The 21,346-nt window shown below is 69.3% G+C and carries 18 protein-coding genes; 9 read left to right on the top strand and 9 right to left on the bottom strand.

The annotated features are described in order from the left end of the window. Positions 1-132: 132 nt before the first annotated feature. From ilvC to OOJ91_RS27785, 4 genes are all read right to left on the bottom strand, one after another. Complete coding sequence (ilvC, locus tag OOJ91_RS27800; protein WP_266249577.1) at positions 133-1,146, bottom strand: ketol-acid reductoisomerase; 1,014 nt, start codon at positions 1,144-1,146, stop codon at positions 133-135. 56 nt (positions 1,147-1,202) lie between these two features. Then, a complete protein-coding gene (gene ilvN / locus OOJ91_RS27795; RefSeq protein WP_266249574.1) occupies positions 1,203-1,718 on the bottom strand; it encodes an acetolactate synthase small subunit in 516 nt (171 codons plus the stop codon). Between the two features lie 58 nt (positions 1,719-1,776). Further along, a complete protein-coding gene (locus OOJ91_RS27790) occupies positions 1,777-3,663 on the bottom strand; it encodes an acetolactate synthase large subunit (protein ID WP_266249571.1) in 1,887 nt (628 codons plus the stop codon). A gap of 188 nt (positions 3,664-3,851) precedes the next feature. Beyond that, a complete protein-coding gene (locus OOJ91_RS27785; protein ID WP_266249570.1) occupies positions 3,852-6,224 on the bottom strand; it encodes a putative bifunctional diguanylate cyclase/phosphodiesterase in 2,373 nt (790 codons plus the stop codon). 111 nt (positions 6,225-6,335) lie between these two features. Here OOJ91_RS27785 and ilvD point away from each other — a divergent pair, with 111 nt between their 5' ends. The 8 genes from ilvD (at position 6,336) to OOJ91_RS27745 (ending at position 12,412) form a co-directional block, all read left to right on the top strand. Continuing rightward, positions 6,336-8,183: a dihydroxy-acid dehydratase gene (gene ilvD, locus OOJ91_RS27780; RefSeq protein WP_266249569.1), complete on the top strand. Its 1,848-nt coding sequence runs from the start codon at positions 6,336-6,338 to the stop codon at positions 8,181-8,183. Positions 8,184-8,300: 117 nt separating this feature from the next. Beyond that, a complete protein-coding gene (locus OOJ91_RS27775; protein ID WP_266249567.1) occupies positions 8,301-9,425 on the top strand; it encodes an IS30 family transposase in 1,125 nt (374 codons plus the stop codon). Positions 9,426-9,580: 155 nt separating this feature from the next. Further along, positions 9,581-10,435, top strand: coding sequence for a helix-turn-helix domain-containing protein (locus tag OOJ91_RS27770; protein ID WP_439117133.1), 855 nt, complete (start codon positions 9,581-9,583; stop codon positions 10,433-10,435). Next, the gene (locus OOJ91_RS27765) at positions 10,428-10,622 is read left to right on the top strand and encodes a DUF397 domain-containing protein (protein ID WP_266249565.1); all 195 of its coding nucleotides are present in this window, start codon (positions 10,428-10,430) and stop codon (positions 10,620-10,622) included. Before OOJ91_RS27770 ends, OOJ91_RS27765 begins: the two co-directional genes overlap by 8 nt. A gap of 87 nt (positions 10,623-10,709) precedes the next feature. Continuing rightward, complete coding sequence (locus OOJ91_RS27760; RefSeq protein WP_266249563.1) at positions 10,710-10,970, top strand: hypothetical protein; 261 nt, start codon at positions 10,710-10,712, stop codon at positions 10,968-10,970. Continuing rightward, on the top strand, positions 10,967-11,677 hold the full coding sequence (locus OOJ91_RS27755; RefSeq protein ID WP_266249562.1) for a hypothetical protein: 711 nt from the start codon (positions 10,967-10,969) through the stop codon (positions 11,675-11,677). The genes OOJ91_RS27760 and OOJ91_RS27755 overlap by 4 nt, the downstream gene beginning before the upstream one ends. After that, a complete protein-coding gene (locus OOJ91_RS27750) occupies positions 11,625-12,056 on the top strand; it encodes a hypothetical protein (RefSeq protein ID WP_266249561.1) in 432 nt (143 codons plus the stop codon). The genes OOJ91_RS27755 and OOJ91_RS27750 overlap by 53 nt, the downstream gene beginning before the upstream one ends. 92 nt (positions 12,057-12,148) lie before the next feature. Beyond that, positions 12,149-12,412 (top strand): hypothetical protein, encoded by a 264-nt coding sequence (locus OOJ91_RS27745; RefSeq protein ID WP_266249559.1) that lies wholly within the window; start codon positions 12,149-12,151, stop codon positions 12,410-12,412. A 73-nt stretch (positions 12,413-12,485) separates the two neighbouring features. On the opposite strand, the gene OOJ91_RS27740 is transcribed toward OOJ91_RS27745, so the two are convergent. From OOJ91_RS27740 to OOJ91_RS27720, 5 genes are all read right to left on the bottom strand, one after another. Continuing rightward, positions 12,486-13,004, bottom strand: coding sequence for a DUF4352 domain-containing protein (locus OOJ91_RS27740; protein ID WP_266249558.1), 519 nt, complete (start codon positions 13,002-13,004; stop codon positions 12,486-12,488). Between the two features lie 91 nt (positions 13,005-13,095). Continuing rightward, on the bottom strand, positions 13,096-15,129 hold the full coding sequence (locus OOJ91_RS27735) for a DNA/RNA helicase domain-containing protein (RefSeq protein ID WP_266249557.1): 2,034 nt from the start codon (positions 15,127-15,129) through the stop codon (positions 13,096-13,098). 111 nt (positions 15,130-15,240) lie between these two features. Then, a complete protein-coding gene (locus OOJ91_RS27730) occupies positions 15,241-17,145 on the bottom strand; it encodes a DUF2075 domain-containing protein (protein ID WP_266249556.1) in 1,905 nt (634 codons plus the stop codon). Positions 17,146-17,261: 116 nt separating this feature from the next. Further along, positions 17,262-17,642 carry a nucleotide pyrophosphohydrolase gene (locus tag OOJ91_RS27725; RefSeq protein WP_266249555.1) on the bottom strand — a complete coding sequence of 127 codons (381 nt, stop codon included), beginning with the start codon at positions 17,640-17,642 and terminating at the stop codon, positions 17,262-17,264. A gap of 119 nt (positions 17,643-17,761) precedes the next feature. Continuing rightward, positions 17,762-20,212, bottom strand: a complete 2,451-nt coding sequence (locus OOJ91_RS27720; protein WP_266249554.1) for a glycoside hydrolase family 2 protein — start codon at positions 20,210-20,212, stop codon at positions 17,762-17,764. A 112-nt stretch (positions 20,213-20,324) separates the two neighbouring features. Between OOJ91_RS27720 and OOJ91_RS27715 the strand changes: the two genes are divergently transcribed. Continuing rightward, positions 20,325-21,344, top strand: a complete 1,020-nt coding sequence (locus OOJ91_RS27715) for a LacI family DNA-binding transcriptional regulator (RefSeq protein ID WP_266249552.1) — start codon at positions 20,325-20,327, stop codon at positions 21,342-21,344. The last annotated feature ends 2 nt before the right edge of the window (positions 21,345-21,346 follow it).

Here is a 21,346-nt window from a genome sequence, read left to right as displayed (position 1 = left end):
CCGAGGCGTTCGTCACTCGCTCCCAGTACGTGGGCCTGACGCGTCGATGTCACAGATGCCGGACGGCCCCGGGCGCGGCGCTGGGGAGAGCGCCGGCCCGGGGCCGTCGGTGGACCGTTCCGGGTGGGACGGTCAGGCGGTCTCGGTGATCGGGCGGTCCACCCAGCTCATCATGCCGCGCAGCTTCTTGCCGGTCTCCTCGATCGGGTGCGCCGCGCCCTCGGCCTGCCACTTGGTGAAGTTGGGCCGGCCCGCCTCGTCCTCGGCGACCCACTCGCGGGCGAACTCCCCGGACTGGATCTCGCCGAGGATCTTGCGCATCTCGTCCTTGACCCGGGCGTCCACGATGCGCGGACCACGGGACAGGTCGCCGTACTCGGCGGTGTCGGAGATGCTGTACCGCATCTTCGCGATGCCACCCTCGTACATGAGGTCGACGATCAGCTTCAGCTCGTGCAGGCACTCGAAGTAGGCCACCTCCGGCGCGTAGCCCGCCTCGGTGAGCACCTCGAAACCGGCCTGCACCAGGGCGGTCGCGCCACCGGCGAGCACCGCCTGCTCGCCGAAGAGGTCGGTCTCGGTCTCCTCGGTGAAGGTGGTCTTGATCGCGCCGGCACGGGTGCCGCCGATCCCCTTGGCGTACGCCAGGGCGAGCGCGAACGCGTTGCCGCTGGCGTCCTGCTCGACGGCGACCAGGACTGGCACGCCCTTGCCGTCGACGTACTGGCGACGCACCAGGTGGCCGGGGCCCTTCGGCGCGACCATCGCCACGTCCACCTCGGCGGGAGGCTTGATGAGCCCGAAGCGGATGTTGAAACCGTGGCCGAAGAAGATGGCCTTACCCGGGGCGAGGTTCGGGGCGATCGAGTCGGCGTAGATCTTGCGCTGGGCGGTGTCCGGCGCAAGCACCATGATCACGTCAGCCTCGGCCGAGGCCTGCGCCGGCGTGACCACCCGCAGACCCTGCTCCTCGGCCTTGGGACGGCTCTTCGAGCCCTCCGGCAGGCCGATCACCACGTCGACGCCGGAGTCGCGCAGCGACAGCGCGTGGGCGTGGCCCTGGCTGCCGTAACCGATCACCGCGACCTTCTTGGCCTGGATCAGGCCGAGGTCGGCATCGTCGTCGTAGTACACCTCAACGCTCATGAGACTTCCCTTTCGTACGACGGCCTCGGTGGCCCGTCGTGGTCTGTGCGGATGGGTCAGGCGGCCCGCAGCGCGGGACCGGCGGTGATCGAACGCGAGCCGCGCCCGATCGCCACCAACCCGGACTGGACCATTTCCTTGATGCCGAACGGCTCGAGGTCGCGCAGCAGCGCGTCGAGCTTGTCCGGTGTGCCGGTGGCCTCGATGGTCAGCGTGTCCGGCGCGACGTCGACCACCCGGGCGCGGAACAGGTTGACGGTCTCCAGCACCTGGGACCGGGCGGCCCGGTCGGCGCGGACCTTCACCAGCAGCAACTCCCGGGCGACCGAGACGTGCGGATCCAGCTCAACGATCTTGAGCACGTTGACCAGCTTGTTGAGCTGCTTGGTGACCTGCTCCAGCGGGGACGACTCCGCGTTGACCACGATGGTGATGCGGGAGACGTCCGGGTTCTCGGTCTCGCCCACGGCGAGGCTGTCGATGTTGAACCCGCGCCGGGAGAACAGGCCGGAGACGCGGGCGAGCACGCCGGGCTTGTTCTCCACCAGCACGGACAGGGTGTGCATCGTCACTGCGTCTCCTTCGTCATGCTCTCATGACGCTCGCTGCGCTCGGAAAGTTCGGTCATGACTAGATGTCGTCCTCGTCGAAGACCGGGCGGACGCCGCGGGCGAACATGATCTCGTCGTTGCTGGTGCCGGCGGGGACCATCGGCCAGACCATGGCGTCCTTGCCGACCACGAAGTCGATCACCACGGGGGCGTCGTTGATCTCCATGGCGGCGGCGATGGTCTTGTCCACGTCGTCGGCGGTCTCGCAGCGCAGCCCGACGCAGCCCAGTGCCTCGGCGAGCTTGACGAAGTCCGGGATGCGGTGCTTGTGGGTGCCCAGCTCGGTGTTGGAGTAGCGCTCGTTGTAGAACAGCGTCTGCCACTGCCGGACCATGCCGAGGTTGCCGTTGTTGATCACGGCGATCTTGACCGGGATGCCCTCCAGCGCGCAGGTCGCCAACTCCTGGTTGGTCATCTGGAAGCAGCCGTCGCCGTCGATCGCCCACACCACCGCGTCCGGCTTGCCGACCTTCGCGCCCATCGCCGCCGGCACCGCGTAGCCCATCGTGCCGAGACCGCCGGAGTTCAACCAGGTGTACGGCTTCTCGTAGGAGATGAACTGGGACGCCCACATCTGGTGCTGCCCCACCCCGGCCACGAAGATCGCGTCCGAGCCGACGATCTCACCCAGCCGCTTGATGACGTAGTGCGGGGAGAGGGTGCCGTCGGACGGCTCCTCGTAGCCCAGCGGGTAGCGGGTGCGCAGGTCGTCCAGCTGGGTCCACCAGTCGCCCAGGTCGGTGCCACGCCCCGCCGACCGCTCGACGCCCACGGCGGCGACCAGCTCGTCGATGACGTGCCGGGCGTCACCGACGATCGGGACGTCCGCGTGCCGGTTCTTGCCGATCTCGGCGGGGTCGATGTCGGCGTGGACCACCGCCGCGTCCGGGGCGAACGAGTCGAGCTTGCCTGTCACCCGGTCGTCGAACCGCGCGCCCAGCGCCACGATCAGATCGGCCTTCTGCAGGGCGTAGTTGCCCGCGACGGTGCCGTGCATGCCGGGCATCCCCAGGTGCTGCTGGTGCGAGTCGGGGAACGCCCCGAGCGCCATCAGCGTGGTGACCACCGGGATGCCGGTCAGCTCGGCGAGCCGGCGCAGCGAGTCGGTGGCGCCGGCCTTGAGCACCCCGCCACCGACGTAGAGCACCGGCCGGCGGGCGCCGGCCATCAGTCGGGCCGCCTCGCGGATCTGCTTGCCGTGCGGGTGCAGGGTGGGCCGGTAGCCCGGCAGGTCCAGCGTGGGCGGCCAGGCGAAGGTGGTCGACGCCTGGAGCACGTCCTTGGGGATGTCGACGAGCACCGGGCCGGGCCGGCCGGTGCTGGCCAGGTGGAACGCCTCGGCCAGCACCTGCGGGATCTCCTCGGGGGTCTGCACGAGGAAGTTGTGCTTGGTGATCGGCAGCGTGATGCCCTGGATGTCCGCCTCCTGGAAGGCGTCGGTGCCGATCGACGGGCGGGCCACCTGACCGGTGATCGCCACCATCGCCACCGAGTCCATGTACGCGTCGGCGATCGGCGTGACCAGGTTTGTCGCACCCGGGCCGGAGGTCGCCATGCAGACGCCGACCTTGCCGGTGGCCTGCGCGTACCCGGTCGCCGCGTGCCCGGCGCCCTGCTCGTGGCGGACCAGGATGTGCCGGACGGTCGAGTCGTAGAGCGGGTCGTACGCCGGCAGGATCGCGCCGCCCGGGATGCCGAAGACGACGTCGACGCCGAGCGCCTCCAGGGACCGCACCAGCGAGCCGGCGCCGGAGACCTGGGCCGGAGCAACTGTCCGTACGGCCGGGGCAGCCGGGGTGGCCGCGGGGCGCGTGGCGGCGGCGGGGTCGACGGTGCCGGCCGGGTCGGCGGTCGCGCGGGCCCGCCGGGCGGTGTGGGCGAGGGTCTCGGGCGTGGGTCTCGTCATGGCGGTTCTGGCCTTCGGCTGGAGTGGCTGGGGCTTGTTCAGCGATGCGAGGCGGGCGTGGGCCCGTCGCGACAGGTTCCGACGGCAATAAAAACGGCCCTCGTGCAGATGCACGGGGCCAGCGCACTCTCGATGAGGGAGAGTGCGCTCAGGTAAGTACTCGCAGCGACCGGTACGACGACATGCGGCTAAGCCTGACGCATCTCACGCGATGAGTCAACTGATCCCACATGTTGGTTAACGGAGGGCGGCGAGTCGGCCGACGCCGCGCCGCCACCGGCCGGCATGACCTGCCCGGACCCGCCGGGAACCCGGCGCGGAGCGGGCAACGGGGCCTGTCGCGCGCCAGGTGAGGTGGCCGCCTCAAGCATCGCCTCCAGGTGCTCGGCAGGCACTCCCCAGCCGAACAACGCGCCCTGCCCGAACCGGCAGCCCGCGGCCACCACAGCGGCCAACTCGGTAGGTGTGGTCACCCCCTCGGCGATGACCTCCAGGCCCAACTGGTGGCCCAGCCGCATCACGATGTCGACCATCGGCGCGAACGCCGGGCCGTCCTGGCCCACCGGGCGCACCGGCTCGTGCTCGGCCACCAGGCTGTGGTCGATCTTCAGGATGTCGATCGGCAGCCGGCGCAGCTGCCCCAGCGACGAGTAGCCGGCGCCGAAGTCGTCGAGCGCGATCCGGACGCCGGTCAGCCGCAGCGCGGTCAGCCGCCGGATCAGCTCGTCCAGGTCGGTGGCGACCGCGTGCTCGGTGACCTCCAGCACGAGTCGCTGCGGCGGCACGTGGTGCGCCCGCAGGGCCTCGGCGACCTGGACCACGTACTCCGGGGCGTGCAGCTCGCGCGGCGAGACGTTCACCGAGACCCAGACGTCGTGCCCGTCGGCAAGCCAACGGGAGAGCTGGTAGCAGGCCTGGTGCAGCACCCAGGCGCCGAGAGTGGCGATCATCCCGCACTCCTCGGCGAGCGGGATGAACTCGTCCGGGCGGATGTTGCCCAGCTCGGGGTGACGCCAGCGCAGCAGCGCCTCGGCCCCGACCGGCCGCACCGACGGCAGCGACGCCACCGGCTGGAAGGCAAGCCGCAGCTCGTCGCGCTCGATCGCGCCCCGCAGCTCGTGCTCAAGCGTCGTGCGGCGGCGCAGCAACTGGTCGTACGCGGCGTCGTAGCGCTCGATCCGGTTCTTGCCGCGCTGCTTGGCGTAGCGCAGCGCGAGGTCGGCGTGGCGCAGCAGCAGCTCCACGTCCGGTTCGCCGGCCCACCCGGCCACGCCGATGCTCACGGACAGGAAGACCGGGCCCTCGGGCTGGTCGTACGGCCGGTTGAGCACGCCGAGCAGCCGTTCGGCCACCCGGTCCGCCTCGGCCGGACGGGCCGGCATGAGCACGGCGAACTCGTCGCCGCCGAGCCGGGCCGCCACGTCACCCGGGCGCAGGTTGCCGCGCAGCCGGCGGCCCACCTCGGCCAACACGGCGTCGCCCACGTCGTGGCCGCGCATGTCGTTGACGTTCTTGAAGCCGTCCAGGTCCAGACCGAGCAGGACGCACGGGGTGCCGGCGGCGGCGCCGTCGTGCAGCGCCCGCAGCAGCCCTCGCCGGTTGGCAAGCGACGTCAGCGGGTCGGTGTGTGCCAGCTCGCGGAAGTGCGCCTCCCGCTCGGCCAGCCGGCCGGCGTAGTCGCGGACGTCCTTGAGGGTGAGGTACTGCCGGGCCACCAGGGCGAAGCCCTCCACGCTGCCGGCGACGATGGCGGGCGCCGTGAACCGCCCGTCCTGGAGGAGGTGGTACATCGCCGAGGCCGCCATGGCCAGCATCGGGGCGACGGCGTACTCACCGTCGCGGCCGACCAGGTCCAGCTCGACGTGCCCGGGCCGGTCGGCCTGGTAGACGGCGAGCGCGACGGTCAGCAGGCCGGCGGCCAGCACCGCGGCGCCGGCGAGCGCCATGGTCGGCCCCGCCTGGCAGAGCCCCGCGCTGAGGCCCAGCCCGCCGCAGCTCACCGCGCTGATCCCGGCCGCGAGCACGGCCAGCCGCTGACGCGGGGCGGCGGCCCGGAAGACGACGATCACGGCGAGGCCGGCGCCGAGCGCCGCGCTCACCGTCGCGACCAGGATCGCCGGGCACGCCATCGGGGTGGCGGCGCCGAGCAGCCGGGTCGGCTCGGAGAAGAGCACCCAGCCGACGAACCACAGCGCCGCCGCCATGGTCAGACCGTCCAGGGCGAGCCGGGCGGTCCCCGCGGCGGTGGCGGCGACCCCCGGCAGTCGCAGCAGCCCGGCCGCGAAGGCCAGCCCGCTCACCGCCGTGCCGATCGCCGCCACGGTGGCCCAGCCGGTGCGCTGACCCTGCTCGTGGACCCAGTGATCGCTCGTGGAAAGCACGGCCACCAGCCCGACAAGCAGACTGGCCAGGGACGTCCCGGCTGCTGCCGCGAGCAGCAGGTGCGCGGGCCGGCGCGGCCCGCTGCGCCGCCGGGCGACAATGGTCAACAGCACTGTCGCCGCGGCGGCGACCACGCCGCTCAGCGCCGCGACGGCGACCAGGCCCGGGGGGAGATGCACGCCATCAAGAGTGCCGGATGAGCGCACGTCGTGGGAGACCGGATGTGCATCTGTTGGGACACGGCGGATACTCCGGATGCCCGACGCGGCGGCGGTGTCATGCTGGTACGCATGCCTGAGCTGCGATCGAGGACTTCCACACACGGTCGGACGATGGCCGGCGCCCGGGCCCTCTGGCGGGCCACCGGGATGACCGACGACGATTTCGGCAAGCCGATCGTCGCCATCGCCAACAGTTTCACCCAGTTCGTGCCTGGTCACGTCCACCTGAAGGACATGGGCGGTCTGGTCGCCGACGCGGTGGCCGAGGCCGGCGGCGTAGGCCGGGAGTTCAACACGATCGCTGTCGACGACGGCATCGCGATGGGCCACGGCGGCATGCTCTACTCCCTGCCCAGCCGGGAGCTGATCGCCGACGCGGTCGAATACATGGTCAACGCGCACTGCGCGGACGCCCTGGTCTGCATCTCGAACTGCGACAAGATCACGCCAGGCATGCTGCTGGCCGCGCTGCGCCTCAACATCCCTACCGTCTTCGTCTCCGGCGGCCCGATGGAGGCCGGCAAGACGACGGCGATCGAGGGCGTCGTGCACAGCAAGATCGACCTGATCGACGCGATGATCGCCTCCTCGAACGAGGCGGTCACCGACGACCAACTCGGCGAGATCGAGCGCTCCGCCTGCCCGACCTGCGGCTCCTGCTCCGGCATGTTCACCGCCAACTCGATGAACTGCCTGACCGAGGCGATCGGGCTCGCGCTGCCCGGCAACGGTTCGACGCTCGCCACCCACGCCGCCCGCCGGTCGCTCTTCGTCGAGGCCGGCCGCACCGTCGTGGAGATCTCCAAGCGGTGGTACGACGGCGACGACGACTCGGTGCTGCCGCGCGTTGTCGCCTCCAAGGCCGCCTTCGAGAACGCGGTCGCCCTGGACGTGGCGATGGGCGGCTCCACCAACACGGTGCTGCACCTGCTCGCCGCCGCCCGCGAGGCGGAGCTGGACTTCGGCGTCGCCGACATCGACGCCATCTCCCGGCGGGTTCCGTGCCTCGCCAAGGTCGCCCCGAACTCGCCGAACTACCACATGGAGGACGTGCACCGGGCCGGCGGCATCCCGGCGATCCTCGGTGAGCTGGACCGGGCCGGGCAGCTCAACCGCGACGTGCACGCCGTGCACTCCCCCTCGCTGGCTCAGTGGCTCACCGACTGGGACGTGCGCGGCGGCTCACCCACGCCGACGGCGGTCGAGCTGTTCCACGCCGCGCCGGGCGGGGTGCGCACCGTCGAACCGTTCTCCACCACCAACCGCTGGTCGACGCTGGACACCGACGCGGCCGAGGGCTGCATCCGTGACCGCGAGCACGCCTACTCCGCCGACGGCGGGCTCGCCATCCTGCACGGCAACCTGGCCCCGGACGGCTGTGTCGTGAAGACCGCCGGTGTGCCTGACGACTGTCTGACCTTCCGCGGCCCGGCGAAGGTGTACGAGTCGCAGGACGACGCGGTGACCGCGATCCTCGCCAAGCAGGTCGTCGCCGGCGACGTCGTGGTGATCCGCTACGAGGGCCCGAAGGGTGGCCCCGGCATGCAGGAGATGCTCTACCCCACCTCGTTCCTCAAGGGTCGGGGACTGGGCCGCTCCTGCGCGCTGCTCACCGACGGCCGCTTCTCCGGCGGCACGTCCGGCCTCTCCATCGGGCACGTCTCCCCCGAGGCCGCCTCCGGCGGTCTGATCGCCCTGGTCCGCGAGGGCGACGAGGTAGTCATCGACATCCCGGGCCGGTCCATCGACCTGAACGTGCCGGCCGACGAGTTGGAGGCACGACGGGTGGCCGAGGAGAAGCGCGACAAGCCGTACACCCCGACCGACAGGCAGCGGCAGGTGTCGGCGGCGCTGCGCGCGTACGCCTCGATGGCCACCTCGGCCAGCGACGGCGCCTACCGCCGCGTCCCGGAGTAACCACCGGCCCGCGACCGCACGCATGATCAACACGAGGCCGGCGATATCGCGGTATCCATCGCCCTTGGGCTCAAGTGGTTGTTGCAACGGGGTGGATTCTCGTCAGGATGAGGGGTCATGCCGGGGCAGAGGTTGTCGTCCGCGGAGCGGGCGCAGATTGAGGTGTTGTTCGGTCAGGGGTTGAGTTGTCCGCAGATCGGGCAGGTGATCGGGCGGGATCGCTCGACGGTGTGGCGGGAGTTGTCGCGGAATCACTGCGGTACGGGGGGTCGGGTGCCGACGGGTCAGCGGCATCCGCATGGTCCTGCTCCGGGGTATGTGGCGGGGGTGGGCTACCCGAAGGGGTGGGGTGGGGTGTATCGGTGGAAGTACTGTCACCGCAACGCTCAGGGCAAGGCGGATGAGCGGGCGCGGCGTCCTCGTGAGGGGACGTTGCGTCCGAGGTGGGGGCGGGCGTGGCCGCCGTTGTGGGAGACGGTCAGGGATCGTCTGACGCAGCGGCATTCGCCGCAGCAGATCGCCCGGTCGTTGCGGCGGGAGTTCCCCGACAGACCGGAGATGTGGGTGTCACACGAGACGATCTACCAGGCGATTTACTTCCAGGCCCGGGGTGGGATGCGCCAAGAACTCGCCCGGCAGGTCGCTCTGCGCTCAGGACGCACCGGCCGCCGCCAGCAGTCACGACAGGCCAGCGCGCTGCGGGGACGCCCGTGGGTGCGTGACTTTCACATCTCGACTCGCCCGGCGGAGGTCGCTGACCGGGCCGTGCCGGGGCACTGGGAAGGTGACCTGGTCATCGGCGCCCGAGGGTCCAGCGCGATCATCACCCTCGTCGAGCGGGCCACCCGGTATGTGATGCTCGGCGCTCTGCCCGAATCGCGGGTCAGTGAACAGGTCATCGAGACCCTCACCGGTCTCATGCGCCGCCTGCCGGCCGAGTTGCGTAAGACCCTGACCTGGGACCAGGGCATCGAGATGATCCGGCATCCCGTGTTCACCCTGGCCACCGACTGCAAGGTCTACTTCTGCGACCCCCACAGCCCGTGGCAACGCGGCAGCAACGAAAACACCAACGGTCTCCTACGCCAGTACTTCCCCCGCTCCAGCACCGACTTCCGCACCTGGTCCCAGGACGACCTCGACGCCGTCGCCCGCGAACTCAACGGACGACCACGCCAAACCCTCGACTGGCAGAATCCAGCCGAGGTACTCCACAAGCACCTGGTTGCAACCGCCGCTTGAAACCGCCCACGCCGTCGTCGTCGTGTCGGTGCACCGCGCAGCCGGCGCGGGTGAAGCGCACGATGACCGCCTGCCCGGCGTGCCGGGCGGCAAGCCGGTGCAGGTCCGGCACCGGGTCGGCGACGAGGTCGCGTGGCCCCGGCCGGGGCACCGGGATCGGGGCCGCCGGATCGGTCGGGGCGGCCCCGGCGACGGCCGCGGTCAGGCATTCCCGGCATCAGGCGAGAGAGGCGCTGGAGTGCAGCCGGCAGAAGGTGTGGCGGATCGAGAGCGGGCTGGGCTCGGTGCGCGGGGTCGACGTCCGGGCGATGTGCGAGCTGTACGGGGCGACGGGCGAGCTGACTCGCGCGCTGACCTCCCTGGCCGGCGAGACCAGGGCGAAAGGCTGGTGGCACGCCTACGGCGACGCCGTCCCCGAATGGTTCGAGCTGTACGTAGGCCTCGAATCTGCAGCGAGCCGACTCCGCCGCTATGACGAATCGCTGATACCCGGCTTGTTGCAGACCCGAGGCTATGCGCTCGCTGTCTACCAACATCGATCCGAGGTTGACGACGACGAACGCGAGCGGCTGGTCGAGGTGCGACTTCAACGGCAGTCACTGCTGACGCGTCGCCTACCGGCAGCGCCCAGGTTGGACGTCGTGATTTCCGAGGGTGCCCTGCTCCGTATCGTCGGCGACCGGAGCACGATGTCCGAGCAACTACGTCACCTGCTGCGCGTTGCCGAGCTCGAATCCGTGACCATTCGGGTTTTGCCGCTGGCGATCGGCCTCCATCGCGGGGTCGAGGCGGGCACCTTCGTCATGTTGGAATTCCCGCCCGGCAACCGGGCAACACCAGAACCACCGGTCATCTACAGCGGGTCATGGACCGGAGCGCTCTACCTCGATCGCCCAGACGAGTTCAGCGCCTACGAGAAGGTCTGGGCCAGCCTGGATCAACTCGCCCTCGATAGAGGACAGTCGAGGCACCTCATCAATATGATCATCGGAGAGGTTCACCATGGTTGATCTGACCAGTGCTCAATGGCGTAAGAGCACCCGTAGTGGCAGCAACGGTGGCGACTGCGTTGAGGTTGCCGACAACCTGACCGGCATCGTCGCGGTACGCGACAGCAAGGACCCGCACGGCCCAATCCTCACCTTCGCCCCTACCGCCTGGGCAAGTTTCGTGCGGCGGACCCGCACCTCGCGCTGAGACCTCGGTGGGTGTCTCAGGGCCGCCTGGGGCGCCCACCCCTCGCCGGGGCTGCGCTCGACGACCGGGCTCAGCTAACGTGCGACAGTGACCATCGGCGATGTCAAGGTAACGATCCGGAAGGGTGATCAAGCGCTCGACAACGCCCGGATGAGCATCGAGAAAGCCAATGCCCGGCTCGCCGATGCGTCTGCACTGGCAATCGCCACCCTGCAGGACAGTGAACGCGGCGAGGCGAAGGAGTCCCGCAAGGCTCTCCGCGAAGCTGCGAACGAGGCCGAGTTGGTGCTTCGCCGGATCAAGGCGGCCAAGGATCACGCTGCCGCCTACCTCGCCGTCATCGGATGAGCGGAAGCCTCGGCGACGTCGTCGCCCAGCTACGAAGCGCCATCGACACCCTGCACAGCGCCGCGGTTGTGGCGCGACGGGCCCAGTCTGACGCGGAAGAAGCCAACGCGCACTACACACAGGCAGCGCAGGGCAGCAGCCATCCCGAACTCACCGGCACTGTGGCAGAGAGCAAAACCGCTGGCGAGAAGGCCGGCAAACTCGCTCGCCTGATCAGCGAGGCGGCTGACCGGATTGGCGCCTACTCCAACGTGATCGTTCCGGGCTTCGCAACGTCCACACAGCCATCTGACACGGCCACACCGTCCGGCGAGGATCTGCTAGCCGAGACAGTCGAGCGCGAATCCGCACGGAAGAACGTCGCATCATTCCTGAGTACGATGACCCGGAAGGTTGAGGACGTCCAGGACAACACCCAGAAGTCGGTGGCGGCGGCCCGGGAAGCGTTCACGATCATCCGAGGTCCACATGGCCCGTCAGGGGCCCAACAACCCGGCACCACAACCCCGACGGCCAGCCCTACGGTAGGACAACTTCTCCTCAACGAAGCACCGGATGCGGCGGGACACCTCGTCGTGGTAGGGCTGGTGGCGGGCATTGCCGTCCACCGCTCTGTCTTATCGATCCGCAAGGGAATAGCGAGGTTACGAGATCGTGAGCGTACGGACCGAGTTCAGCGACCTGATCCGCGCGATGGCACGACGTGACTGGGGCACGGTGGACCAACTCCTGGATGGGTTAGAGGCCTCCGGCTGGCGCGGTGGGAACCAGGTGATCGGCGCTGCGTTCGCCATCGCGGTCAACGACCGCTTCGGCACCACCCACTCCCCTACCGACGTCGCCCACTTCGTCGCCGAGACGCGCGCCCAGTTCCCGGGCGCGGAGTCGCTGCCTGCGTTGGAGATGGAAGGCCTGGTCCGCGCGGCCCTGGGTGAGGTCGGACTGATCGACAATCTCAGCCCTGAGACTGCCCTCCAGATGCAGATCGTGTTCCTCGGCAAGCTGCTCCAGGACCGCGATCTCACCGAGACACAGCTTGAAGAGTTCGTCGCTGACGTGGAACGCACGGCAGCCGAATACCTGTAGTCAGCGGGGCTGCGTGGCCCCTTCATCTCCGATAGTGTCCGTCCGACCACGCAAACGTGAACTCGTTGCGCGATCGTCAGACGGAGGGCGACATGGCCAGCATCGAGGAAGTCAAGGCAGCGCTGATGCAGGCCGCCGAGCAGGGCAACTCCACCATCAACCAGATCCGGGCCGCCGCCGAAAACACCGAACAGATGCTGGCTCGGCTGCGCGCCATCTCCGCCGGCACCGGTCACCCGACGATCGCCGAAGCTATCGCCCGCGGCGAACAGAGCAAGCAACGCCTGGCCGAAGCCATGGCCCTGGTGCAAGGCAGCTCTGAGGCAGCACGCCGCTACATCAGCGTCCTCGGCTGACCATCGGCCACGTCTCAAGCGGCTGGCGCGAGTAGTCCTTCAATATTCGACAGCAGCCTGGCGCCGCTCTCGCCTACAGGGCGACGACGGCGTCCTCAGCGAAGGTGAAAAGGCCGGCGTCAAGTGTGACCGTCTTAAGCTTGGTGCCCTTCGGTACGTCGAAGTAGACGTTCGCTGTCACCGAATTACCGGGATTGATCTCATCGAGAAACCCCTGACCGTCGCTGTTGCCGTAGATGCCGGCCTCCCCGTCGACCTCGTACTCTCGGCCGCCGGCGTCCTGGGCGGTAATACTGCCGTCGGCGTGGAAGGTGTGCGAGCGCTTGGTGACGTTCTTGACGGTCACGCCGACTCTGCAGAAGGTGCTCTGCGCCTTGGTGTTTAGGAATTCGCTGCCAACCTGAGAGATCCCACACTTCACGGTCTTGACGGTGAACTCGAAGTCACCGCCGCGAACCTTGTCGCCAATGCCGGAAGTCTTCGGCTTGACAGGTTCGGGAGCTGTCGTCGTCTTGGCCGGCGCTGCTGACGCCGCACTCGCCACCGGCGCCGCTGACGTTGCCGGCGCGACGCTGATGTCGGCAGCAGGCACGCCGCTGCGATCGGGTCGATGACGCCTACCGCCAGGGCGCTGGCAGCAAGGCTCAGATGTCCGGCGAGAGCTCTGAATCCGACACCACATCTCAGCGCTCGTCGACTTCACCACCGGCGGTGCTCGAAGGGGCGTGCGGCGAACCGGTCTCCGAGAGCCCTTCAGGGGTGACGCGGGTGCTGTTATGGAAACCTGTTCGGCCGCCAACTCCGGCCGCCTCGATCCGCTGCACACCGGGAGCGATCGCTCGACCGGGCGTGTGCGGCGCAGGGATGAGCCTCGACAGGTAGTCCTGGGTCTCCGGATCCTCGGCGAACACAAGCGTGCCCCGCAGCCCTCTGGTGAGCAGCACCTTGTACGTGTTGCGGATTAGCCGGTCCGCGTTCTTCGCGATGACCCTGCCTTCCGAGTTCACGATCGCCGGGTCACAGGACTTGGTTGGATCAGTCACGAGCCGGCCGTTCCGCACCACGAGATCTTTACCGATGATCACGCCGGACCAGGCGTACTCGAATCCCTGGGCGGTGTAGATGCAGCCAACTTGACCGAACCCACGTGGATCGGTGGCCCAGTAGGCGCTGGTAGGAATGCCCTTGGGCGGGTAGTCGTCGTACGCGTTCCACGGTCGCGCCCAGTCACCGATGCGGACGTCGGACACGAGCCGGCCGTTCTGCGGCCGATGGGTCCAGGGCCAACAGAATCCGGCCGAAATCCTGGCCGTCTCCCCTCGGTCGTGGCACCCTCGCAGGATTGTCTCCATCTTCTCGGGAGAATCGACCAGGGCAAGCCGGAAGCGCTCGTCGCCCTTCCACCGGTACGGATCGGCACGCGCCAAACCGAGCAGGTGCAGCACCCAGCTTTCGTAGCGAGGGCTGCCGCCGCAGCGGAACTGCCCGCCCAACTCGATCCGATCGAACTCCAGATCCAGCCGCCTGGCGGCCTCAATGATCGCATCGACGCTACCTACCTCGTCGGACCGCACCACCTGATCGTCGTCGAGCAGGAAGACCGGCACCTTCGCGGCTTCGATCAGCTCCTGAACCTGTGGTTTGGTGCCGTGCTGAGATCCCTTCTTCGATCGCGCGCGAATCCGATGAGCCTCGTCACAGATGAGCACGTCGAGCTTGTTGGGAGCGGCCGTCATGAAATCCATGAAATAGCAGAACAATGGCCTGGTCCGCTGCAGCGGGTCCGTCGGCTGGCGGCGGGCATACTGCTGCAGGGTCCGAGTGAACGCCCGCGAACCGGTGGCATGAGCCAACTGCCGCGTCTCATGAGCCAGCTCCGCCAACAGGCTGAGCGCGATCGCGCTCTTCCCGCTGCCGGGCCCGCCAGAGATGATCACCACCCGTTTGCGCCGACCCTCCTCCGCCCAGCGCACGCCGCGTAGCACCAGTTCGTACGCGGCTCGCTGGTCGTCCAACAAAGTGAAGTGAGCCCGGTTGGCCACCTCGTCGGCCGCCAGGGACAGTAGCTGTCCGCTCTGGCGGATTGGGCTGGTCAATAGCCGATGCGCAGCTCGTGGATGCCTTTCCTGAGCGAATCTACGCTCGAAGTAGCTCTGGAACTCGGCGCGCTTGTCCTGGGTCCAGACCATGCTCTGGTAGGTGCGCGCACGTGGCAGTTCAGGGATGTCACCGTGTCCCGCGTTGTGCAGGTAGGCCATTCCGTGCACGGCGTCGGGCCACTCCCGCAGTCGCTCGACAAAGTCCACGAGATAGGTGCAGTACGCCTCTACCTGCAGGGCGGGATGTAGTTGCGGCTGATCCAGGTAGCTGACGCTCAGCACGCTTCCGTCATCGTCATGCCGTGCGGCCTCGCTCCACTGCTTTAGCTCCACAACAAGGTACGCCGGCATCATCGTCACCGGGGCGCCTCCGGCGATGATCACGTCGATCCGCCGGCTGCTCTGGGGAAGCCGGTACTCCACGAGCGCGTCGAGGTCACCGTAGCCCAGGGCGCACAGATGCCGGGCGAAGGTGGACAGACTCTCGCGCCAGGAACGTCGCTCGCGCTCCTTCACCTTGTATCCGGAGGCGGTGAGATAGGCCGCCACCTCGTCGTCCAGTCGCTTGTCGTCCTGCAACGCGACGATCTGAGCTGGTGTGGTTTGGAACGCCAGCACTCACAGGCCCCCGAGGCACGAAGATCTCGTGCGGTGGGGGCGTGTCCGTCGAAGGAAGCCCGTCGATCCGCTGAACTGACGGTCACAGTATCGACACTGTGTGGGCTGCCGCTACCCGACGTGGTCCTCGAACTTGATCTCCGGGGTCCGCCGGACCCGCACCAGACCACGCAGGTACTCCTGCGTCTCCGGGTCGCTTGCGTACAGCACCGTGCCGCGCATGCCCCGCGTCAGCAACACCTTGTAGGTGTTGCGGATCAGCCGGTCCGCCTCTTCGTCACTGAGCGATTTTCGACTGCGGAACGCCGGATCCTTCGACTCCTCGCGACGAGTCACCAACTGCCCGTCGCGCGCCACCAGGTCCGGGCCGATGATGACCCCCGACCAGTCGTACTCGAAGCCCTGCGCGGTGTAGACGCAGCCGACCTGGCCGAATCCGTTCGGGTCGGTGGCCCAGAACGCGCTGCCCGGCGCCTCGCCGACACTGCGTTCACTCTTGACGTTCCACGGTCGCGCCCAGACACCGATCGTCACGTCGGGCACCAACGTGCCGTCTGGCCGCGGATCGCTCCACGGCCAGCAGTAGCCCGCCGACATCCTGGCCGTGCCACCCAGTGCCTGCCGCTCGACGAGGTACGTCTCCATCTCCTCCGGAGATTCAGCGACCCGTACGTCGAACCGGCCGTCGCCGGCCCAGACGGACGGCTCGCCGCCGTCGAGGCCGAGCAGATCGAGAACCCATTCCTCGTACGCCTCGCTGCCGCCGCAGCGGAACTGGTCGTGCAGCGGGACCACGTCGACCGCGACACCAAGGTTCTTCGCGAAGGCGGAGATGACCTCGACGTTGCCCAACTCGCCCGGCTTCACCACCTGGTGTTCGTCGAGCAGGAAGACCGGAACCCGGGCGAAGGAGATGAGTTCCTCCAGTTGCGGACGTGCGACGTCCCGACGGGCTTTGGGCGTGTAGCGGTTGACCGACGTCTCCCGCACCCGGTGCGCCTCGTCGCAGATCAGCACCTCGATGTCATTCGTGTCGGCGTCCATGAAGCTGTTGAAGTACTTGAAGAGGCTCTGCAGCCGGGTCGATTTCCGGCCGGCGTAGCGGCGCAGCGTCTGGGTGAAGGACCGCGAACCGGTGGCGTGCAGCACCGGTCGACCCCGTCGGGCCAGCTCCCCGAGGAGCGCGAGGGCGATGACACTCTTGCCGCTACCCGGCCCGCCCGCCACCACCACCGCCCGTTTCTGGTTCGCCGTCCGGGCCCGCTCGATCGCGTGCATGACCAGTTCGTACGCCACATGCTGCTCGTCGAGCAGGATGAAGTGCGAGCGCTCCTTCAGCTCGGCGGCGGCGTACGCCAGCAGGTGCCGGCTGGGGCGTACGGTGCTGGTCAGGAACCGGTCAGCCGGGCCTGCTCCCGAGGCGGGCGCGAATCGGCGCCGCAGGTGATCGAGCCACTGCCCACGACGCTGCCCGGTAAAGATCCGACTCTGTTCCGTGGCCGGCCGGTCGAGCAGGTCGGCAACGTCACGATCCACCGCGTTGTGCAGGTACGCGGCACCCCGCAACAGCTTCTCGTCGCGGCCGAACACGCCGAGAAAGTCGGCGAGATAGCGGCAGTAGTCCTGCACCTGGATGCCCGGATGCAGGCGAGGCCCACGCGCCTGCTCGACGGCCACGAGGGTGTCGGAGTCCTCGTAGGCCGTGGCGTAGGACCACTGCTTGAGCTCCACGACGAGGTAGGAGTCATCACCGGTCTGCGGATCGACGCCGGCCAGGACCGCGTCGACGCGTCGGCTTGTCAACGGAAGCTGGTACTCGATGAGCACCTCGACCTCAGCCAAGCCCGCGTCGGCGAGATCCTGCGCGAGCACCGGGAGACTGCGTGCCCAGGATCTCTTCTCGCCGGGGCTCACGCCGTGACCGGCATGACGGGCCCGTTCGTTCAGCACCTCGACGAGGGTGCCGTCGGCGGCGAGACGTAACAGACCAGCAGCGGACGTACGGTACGCCGACATCGACAGGTGCCCCCGGGCAGCACGAAATGATCGTGCGGATGGGGGGCATATCCGTGCATCGGAAGCCCGTCGGACCGCCTTACCGCCATGACTGTAGCCAGAAGATCAATCAGCGGCTACGACCGTCGCGCCTTGGCCGCGGACCCTCTCGCGCTCTCCACCGGATAACGCCGGGCCGAGTCCGCCATCTTGTCGGTCGCCGCCGTCACCAGGTCGATGCCGAGGACGTCGGCGAGCCGAACCAGATAGATCATGACGTCGCCGATCTCGGCGCGTACTCGTGCTCCCGCCTCCGGATCCGTCATGACCTGGGCGGCCTGCTCCGGTGTCAGCCACTGCAGCTCTGCCAGCAGTTCGCCGACCTCGCCGGAGAGCGCCATCGCCAGATTCTTCGGCGTGTGGAACTGCTGCCACTCGCGCTCCTCGGCGAACTGCCGAAGCTGCTCGGTGAGTTGGGTGAGACTACCTGCGGATCCCTCTTCCGTACGGCTGACCATGCTCAGATCATCACACGGCAACGTCGTAGCTCAGCGACGCCGGGTTGAGCCACACAAGATCGGTGATATCGCGGTATCCGGTCGGCTCGGACACCGCGATATCGGAGAGCTGGTGTGGATCAAGGAGTGCCGACGTCGTTGACGCAGCGGAGGACCGGGCGCGCGGTCAGCGCCGCCGGGTCCAGCGGCCCCGCCGCGCGCACGGTGAACGTGGTCGACTCGTCGGGCAGCAGGGTGATCAGGGCTTCGTCCACTGTGGCGGATTCGTCAAGTCGGTCCGGGTACAGGGTCAGGTCGCGCAGCACCGTGCGGGCCGTGACCCGGACCCGCTGCCCGCCGTCGAAGGGTTCGACTGTCGCGTCCCAGGCCGCCGCCGGCCAGTCGACCTCCCGGTCCTCGGCGAAGAACCACAGCGCCCGCTCGGCGGTCTCCCCCGCCTCGGCGACCAGCAGCTCCCGCGAGGCGTCGTCCGGCCGAGCCAGCTCCGCCGGCAGGGCCAGCGGCACCGAGGAGTACGCCGGGACGTCGAGGTCGACGGAGTTCTTCGCCCGGGGCTCTCCGTCGAGGGTCAGCCGGGTCACCGAGGCCGGCGCCCGCCACGGCGCGCCGGTCTCGTTCACCGCGACGAGGGCCAGGCCGCCGTCGCGGGGCTGCACGGTCAACAGCCGATCGGCGTACGCGTGGCGCAGCGCGTACCACAGGGGTTTGCGGCGGCCGTCGCCGTCGACGGCCGACCAGGAGGTCACCGGCCAGCAGTCGTTGAGCTGCCACACGATGGTGCCCGCGCAGACGTCCCGGTGTGACCGGAAGTGCTCGACCCCCAGTTGGATGGCCCGCGCCTGGTTGAGTTGCGTGAGGTAGTGCCAGTCGTCGAAGTCCGCCGGGGCGGGCAGGTGCGCGTCCAGGCCGCGCTGGAGCTTGGCGTCACCGCCGGCGGCCTTCTGGTGGTGCGCCATCCCGGGCGAGTCATGCGCCAGCGGCTCATCCGAGATCGATCGGCGCAGGGTGGCGTACGCCGGTGGGGCCTGGTAGCCGAACTCGGCGACGAAGCGCGGCACGTACTCCCGGTACTTCGTGTAGTCGTCGGTGTTCCACACGTCCCAGATGTGGGTGGTGCCGTGCGCCGGGTCGTTGGGGTGGATCGTCTCGGTGCCCGACCAGGGGCTACCCGGCCAGTACGGGCGGGTCGGGTCCAGCTCGCCGACGATGCGGGGCAGGACGTCGAGGTAGTAGCCGCGCCCCCAGGTGCGGCCCGCGAGGGGTTCCTGCCAGTCCCAGTCGTGCCAGCCCCAGATGTTCTCGTTGTTGCCGGTCCACAGCACCAGCGACGGGTGGGGTGCCAGCCGGGTCACCTGCTCGGCGGCCTCGGCGGCTACCTCGCTGGCGAACGGCTCCTCCTCCGGGTACGCGGCGCAGGCGAAGAGGAAGTCCTGCTGGACGAGCAGCCCGCGTTCGTCGGCGAGGTCGTAGAAGTCCTCCGACTCGTACCGGCCGCCGCCCCAGACGCGCAGCAGGTTGACGTTGGCCCCGATCGCCTGGTCGAACCGGCCGGCGAGGCGGTCCCGGGTGATCCGGGTGGGGAACACGTCGTCGGGGATCCAGTTGACGCCCCGCACGAGGACCGGAACGTCGTTGACCGACAGCACGAACGGGGTGCCGTGCGCGTCGGGTGTGGTGTCCAGTCGTACCGAGCGGAAGCCGATCCGCCGCGACCAGTCGTCCAGGGTGTCGCCGTCCGGCGCGTGCAGGGTCACGGCCAGCGGGTGGCGGGCCTGTTCGCCGTACCCTCGGGGCCACCACAGCGCGGGCTCGCGGACGGTGAGGGTCAGCACGGCCGTGCGCTGCCCGGCCGGGACGACGACCTCGGCGTGGGTGTCGGCGACTGTGGCGCGGACGGTGAGCGGGACGTCCGCGACCCGCTCGACCTCGACGTGCACCTCGACCCGGCCGTCGCGACCGTCAGTGGTGACAAGCGGGCGGACGCCTGCGAGCCGGGCAGTGGACCAGGCGTGCAGGCCGATGTCCTGCCAGATACCGGCGGTGACGAGCGTGGGCCCCCAGTCCCAGCCGAAGTTGCAGGCCATCTTGCGGACGAAGTGGAACGGCTCCGGGTAGGCGTTCGGCCGGTCGCCGAGGCGCTCGCGCTGCGCCTCGGCGTAGCGGTAGGCGGAGTCGAACGCGACGGCCAGGTCGTTGTCGCCGTCGCGCAGCAGCGCCCCGACGTCGAACCGGTAGGAGCGGTGCATGTTCTCGGTACGGCCGACCTCGACCCCGTTCACGCTGATGGTGGCCACGGTGTCCAGGCCGGCGCACACCAGGTCGACCCGGTCGTGGCCGCCGGCCGGTGCGGGGAAGACCGTCCGGTAGTGCCAGTCGGTGCGCCCGATCCAGGCCAGGGACAGCTCGTTGTCGTCGAGGTACGGATCGGGGATCAGCCCGGCGTCGAGCAGGTCGGTGTGCACGCAACCGGGCACGGTCGCCGGCACGGACCGGCCGGCGACCTCCGCCGGCACCTGCGCTCCGGGCGTCGCCGACAGGGTCCAGCCGTCGTAGAGTGCCTGTCGGCTCACGATGTCACCGCACCTTCTGCATCGAAAGATGCCCACTGAACCGGATAAGCTGAGCCACCGTACGGTTCGGATTTCGGGCTGTCAACGGCACCAGAGACCAAGGAGTACGCCGGTGAAGCGTCCGACCATCGCGGACGTCGCCCGTCGGGCGGGCGTGTCCAAGGGCGCCGTGTCGTACGCGCTGAACGGGCAGCCCGGCGTCTCCGCGGCCACCCGGGAGCGCATCCTCGCCATCGCCACCGAGATCGGGTTCAGTCCGAGCAGCGCCGCGCGAGCGCTCTCCGCCGCCGCGGCCGGCGCGGTCGGCCTGGCCCTGTGTCGGCCCGCCCGGACACTTGGCGTCGAGCCGTTCTTCATGGCGCTGATCAGTGGCGTGGAGGCCGAACTCTCGGCCCGCTCGTACGCGCTGACCCTCCAGGTGGTGGCCGACCACGACGCCGAGATCGCGGTGTACCGGCGCTGGTGGGGCGAGCGCCGGGTCGACGGGGTGCTCGTCTGCGACCTGCGCACCGACGACAGCCGCGTCCCCGCCCTGCACCAGCTCCAACTGCCGGCGGTGGTGATCGGTGGGCCGGGCGGCACCGGCGAGCTGGCAAGCCTCTGGGCCGACGACACGGCGGCGCTTACCGAGGCGGTGGAGTACCTGGTGGCGCTTGGCCACCGCCGCATCGCCCGGGTCGGCGGGCTGCCCGACCTGCTCCACACCGAGATCCGTACGGACGCCTTCGCGGCGGTGTGCCGGCGACTCGGCCTGGCCGACGCGGTCACCGTCTTCTCCGACTACACGGGCGAGGAGGGTGGGCGGGCCACCCGCCGACTGCTCAGCTCCGCCACGCGGCCCACCGCCGTCATCTACGACAACGACGTGATGGCGGTCGCCGGGCTCTCGGTCGCCCAGGAGATGGGCCTCACCGTGCCGGACGACCTGTCCATCGTGGCCTGGGACGACTCGCCGCTGTGCCGGCTGGTGCACCCGCCCCTGACGGCGCTTGGCCGCGACATCCCCGCGTACGGCGCGCACGCCGCCCGCCTCCTGCTCGCCGTCATCGCGGGGCAGCCGGCGACGTGCGTGCAGGACGAGAGCCCGCAGCTGACCCCGCGCGGGAGCACGGCACCGCCACGCCGGAAGTGAAC

The sequence above is a fragment of the Micromonospora lupini genome (assembly GCF_026342015.1).
GTDB lineage: Bacteria > Actinomycetota > Actinomycetes > Mycobacteriales > Micromonosporaceae > Micromonospora > Micromonospora lupini_B.
Note: the sequence above shows the minus strand (reverse complement) of the source record. Positions and strands in the feature narration are given on the sequence as shown.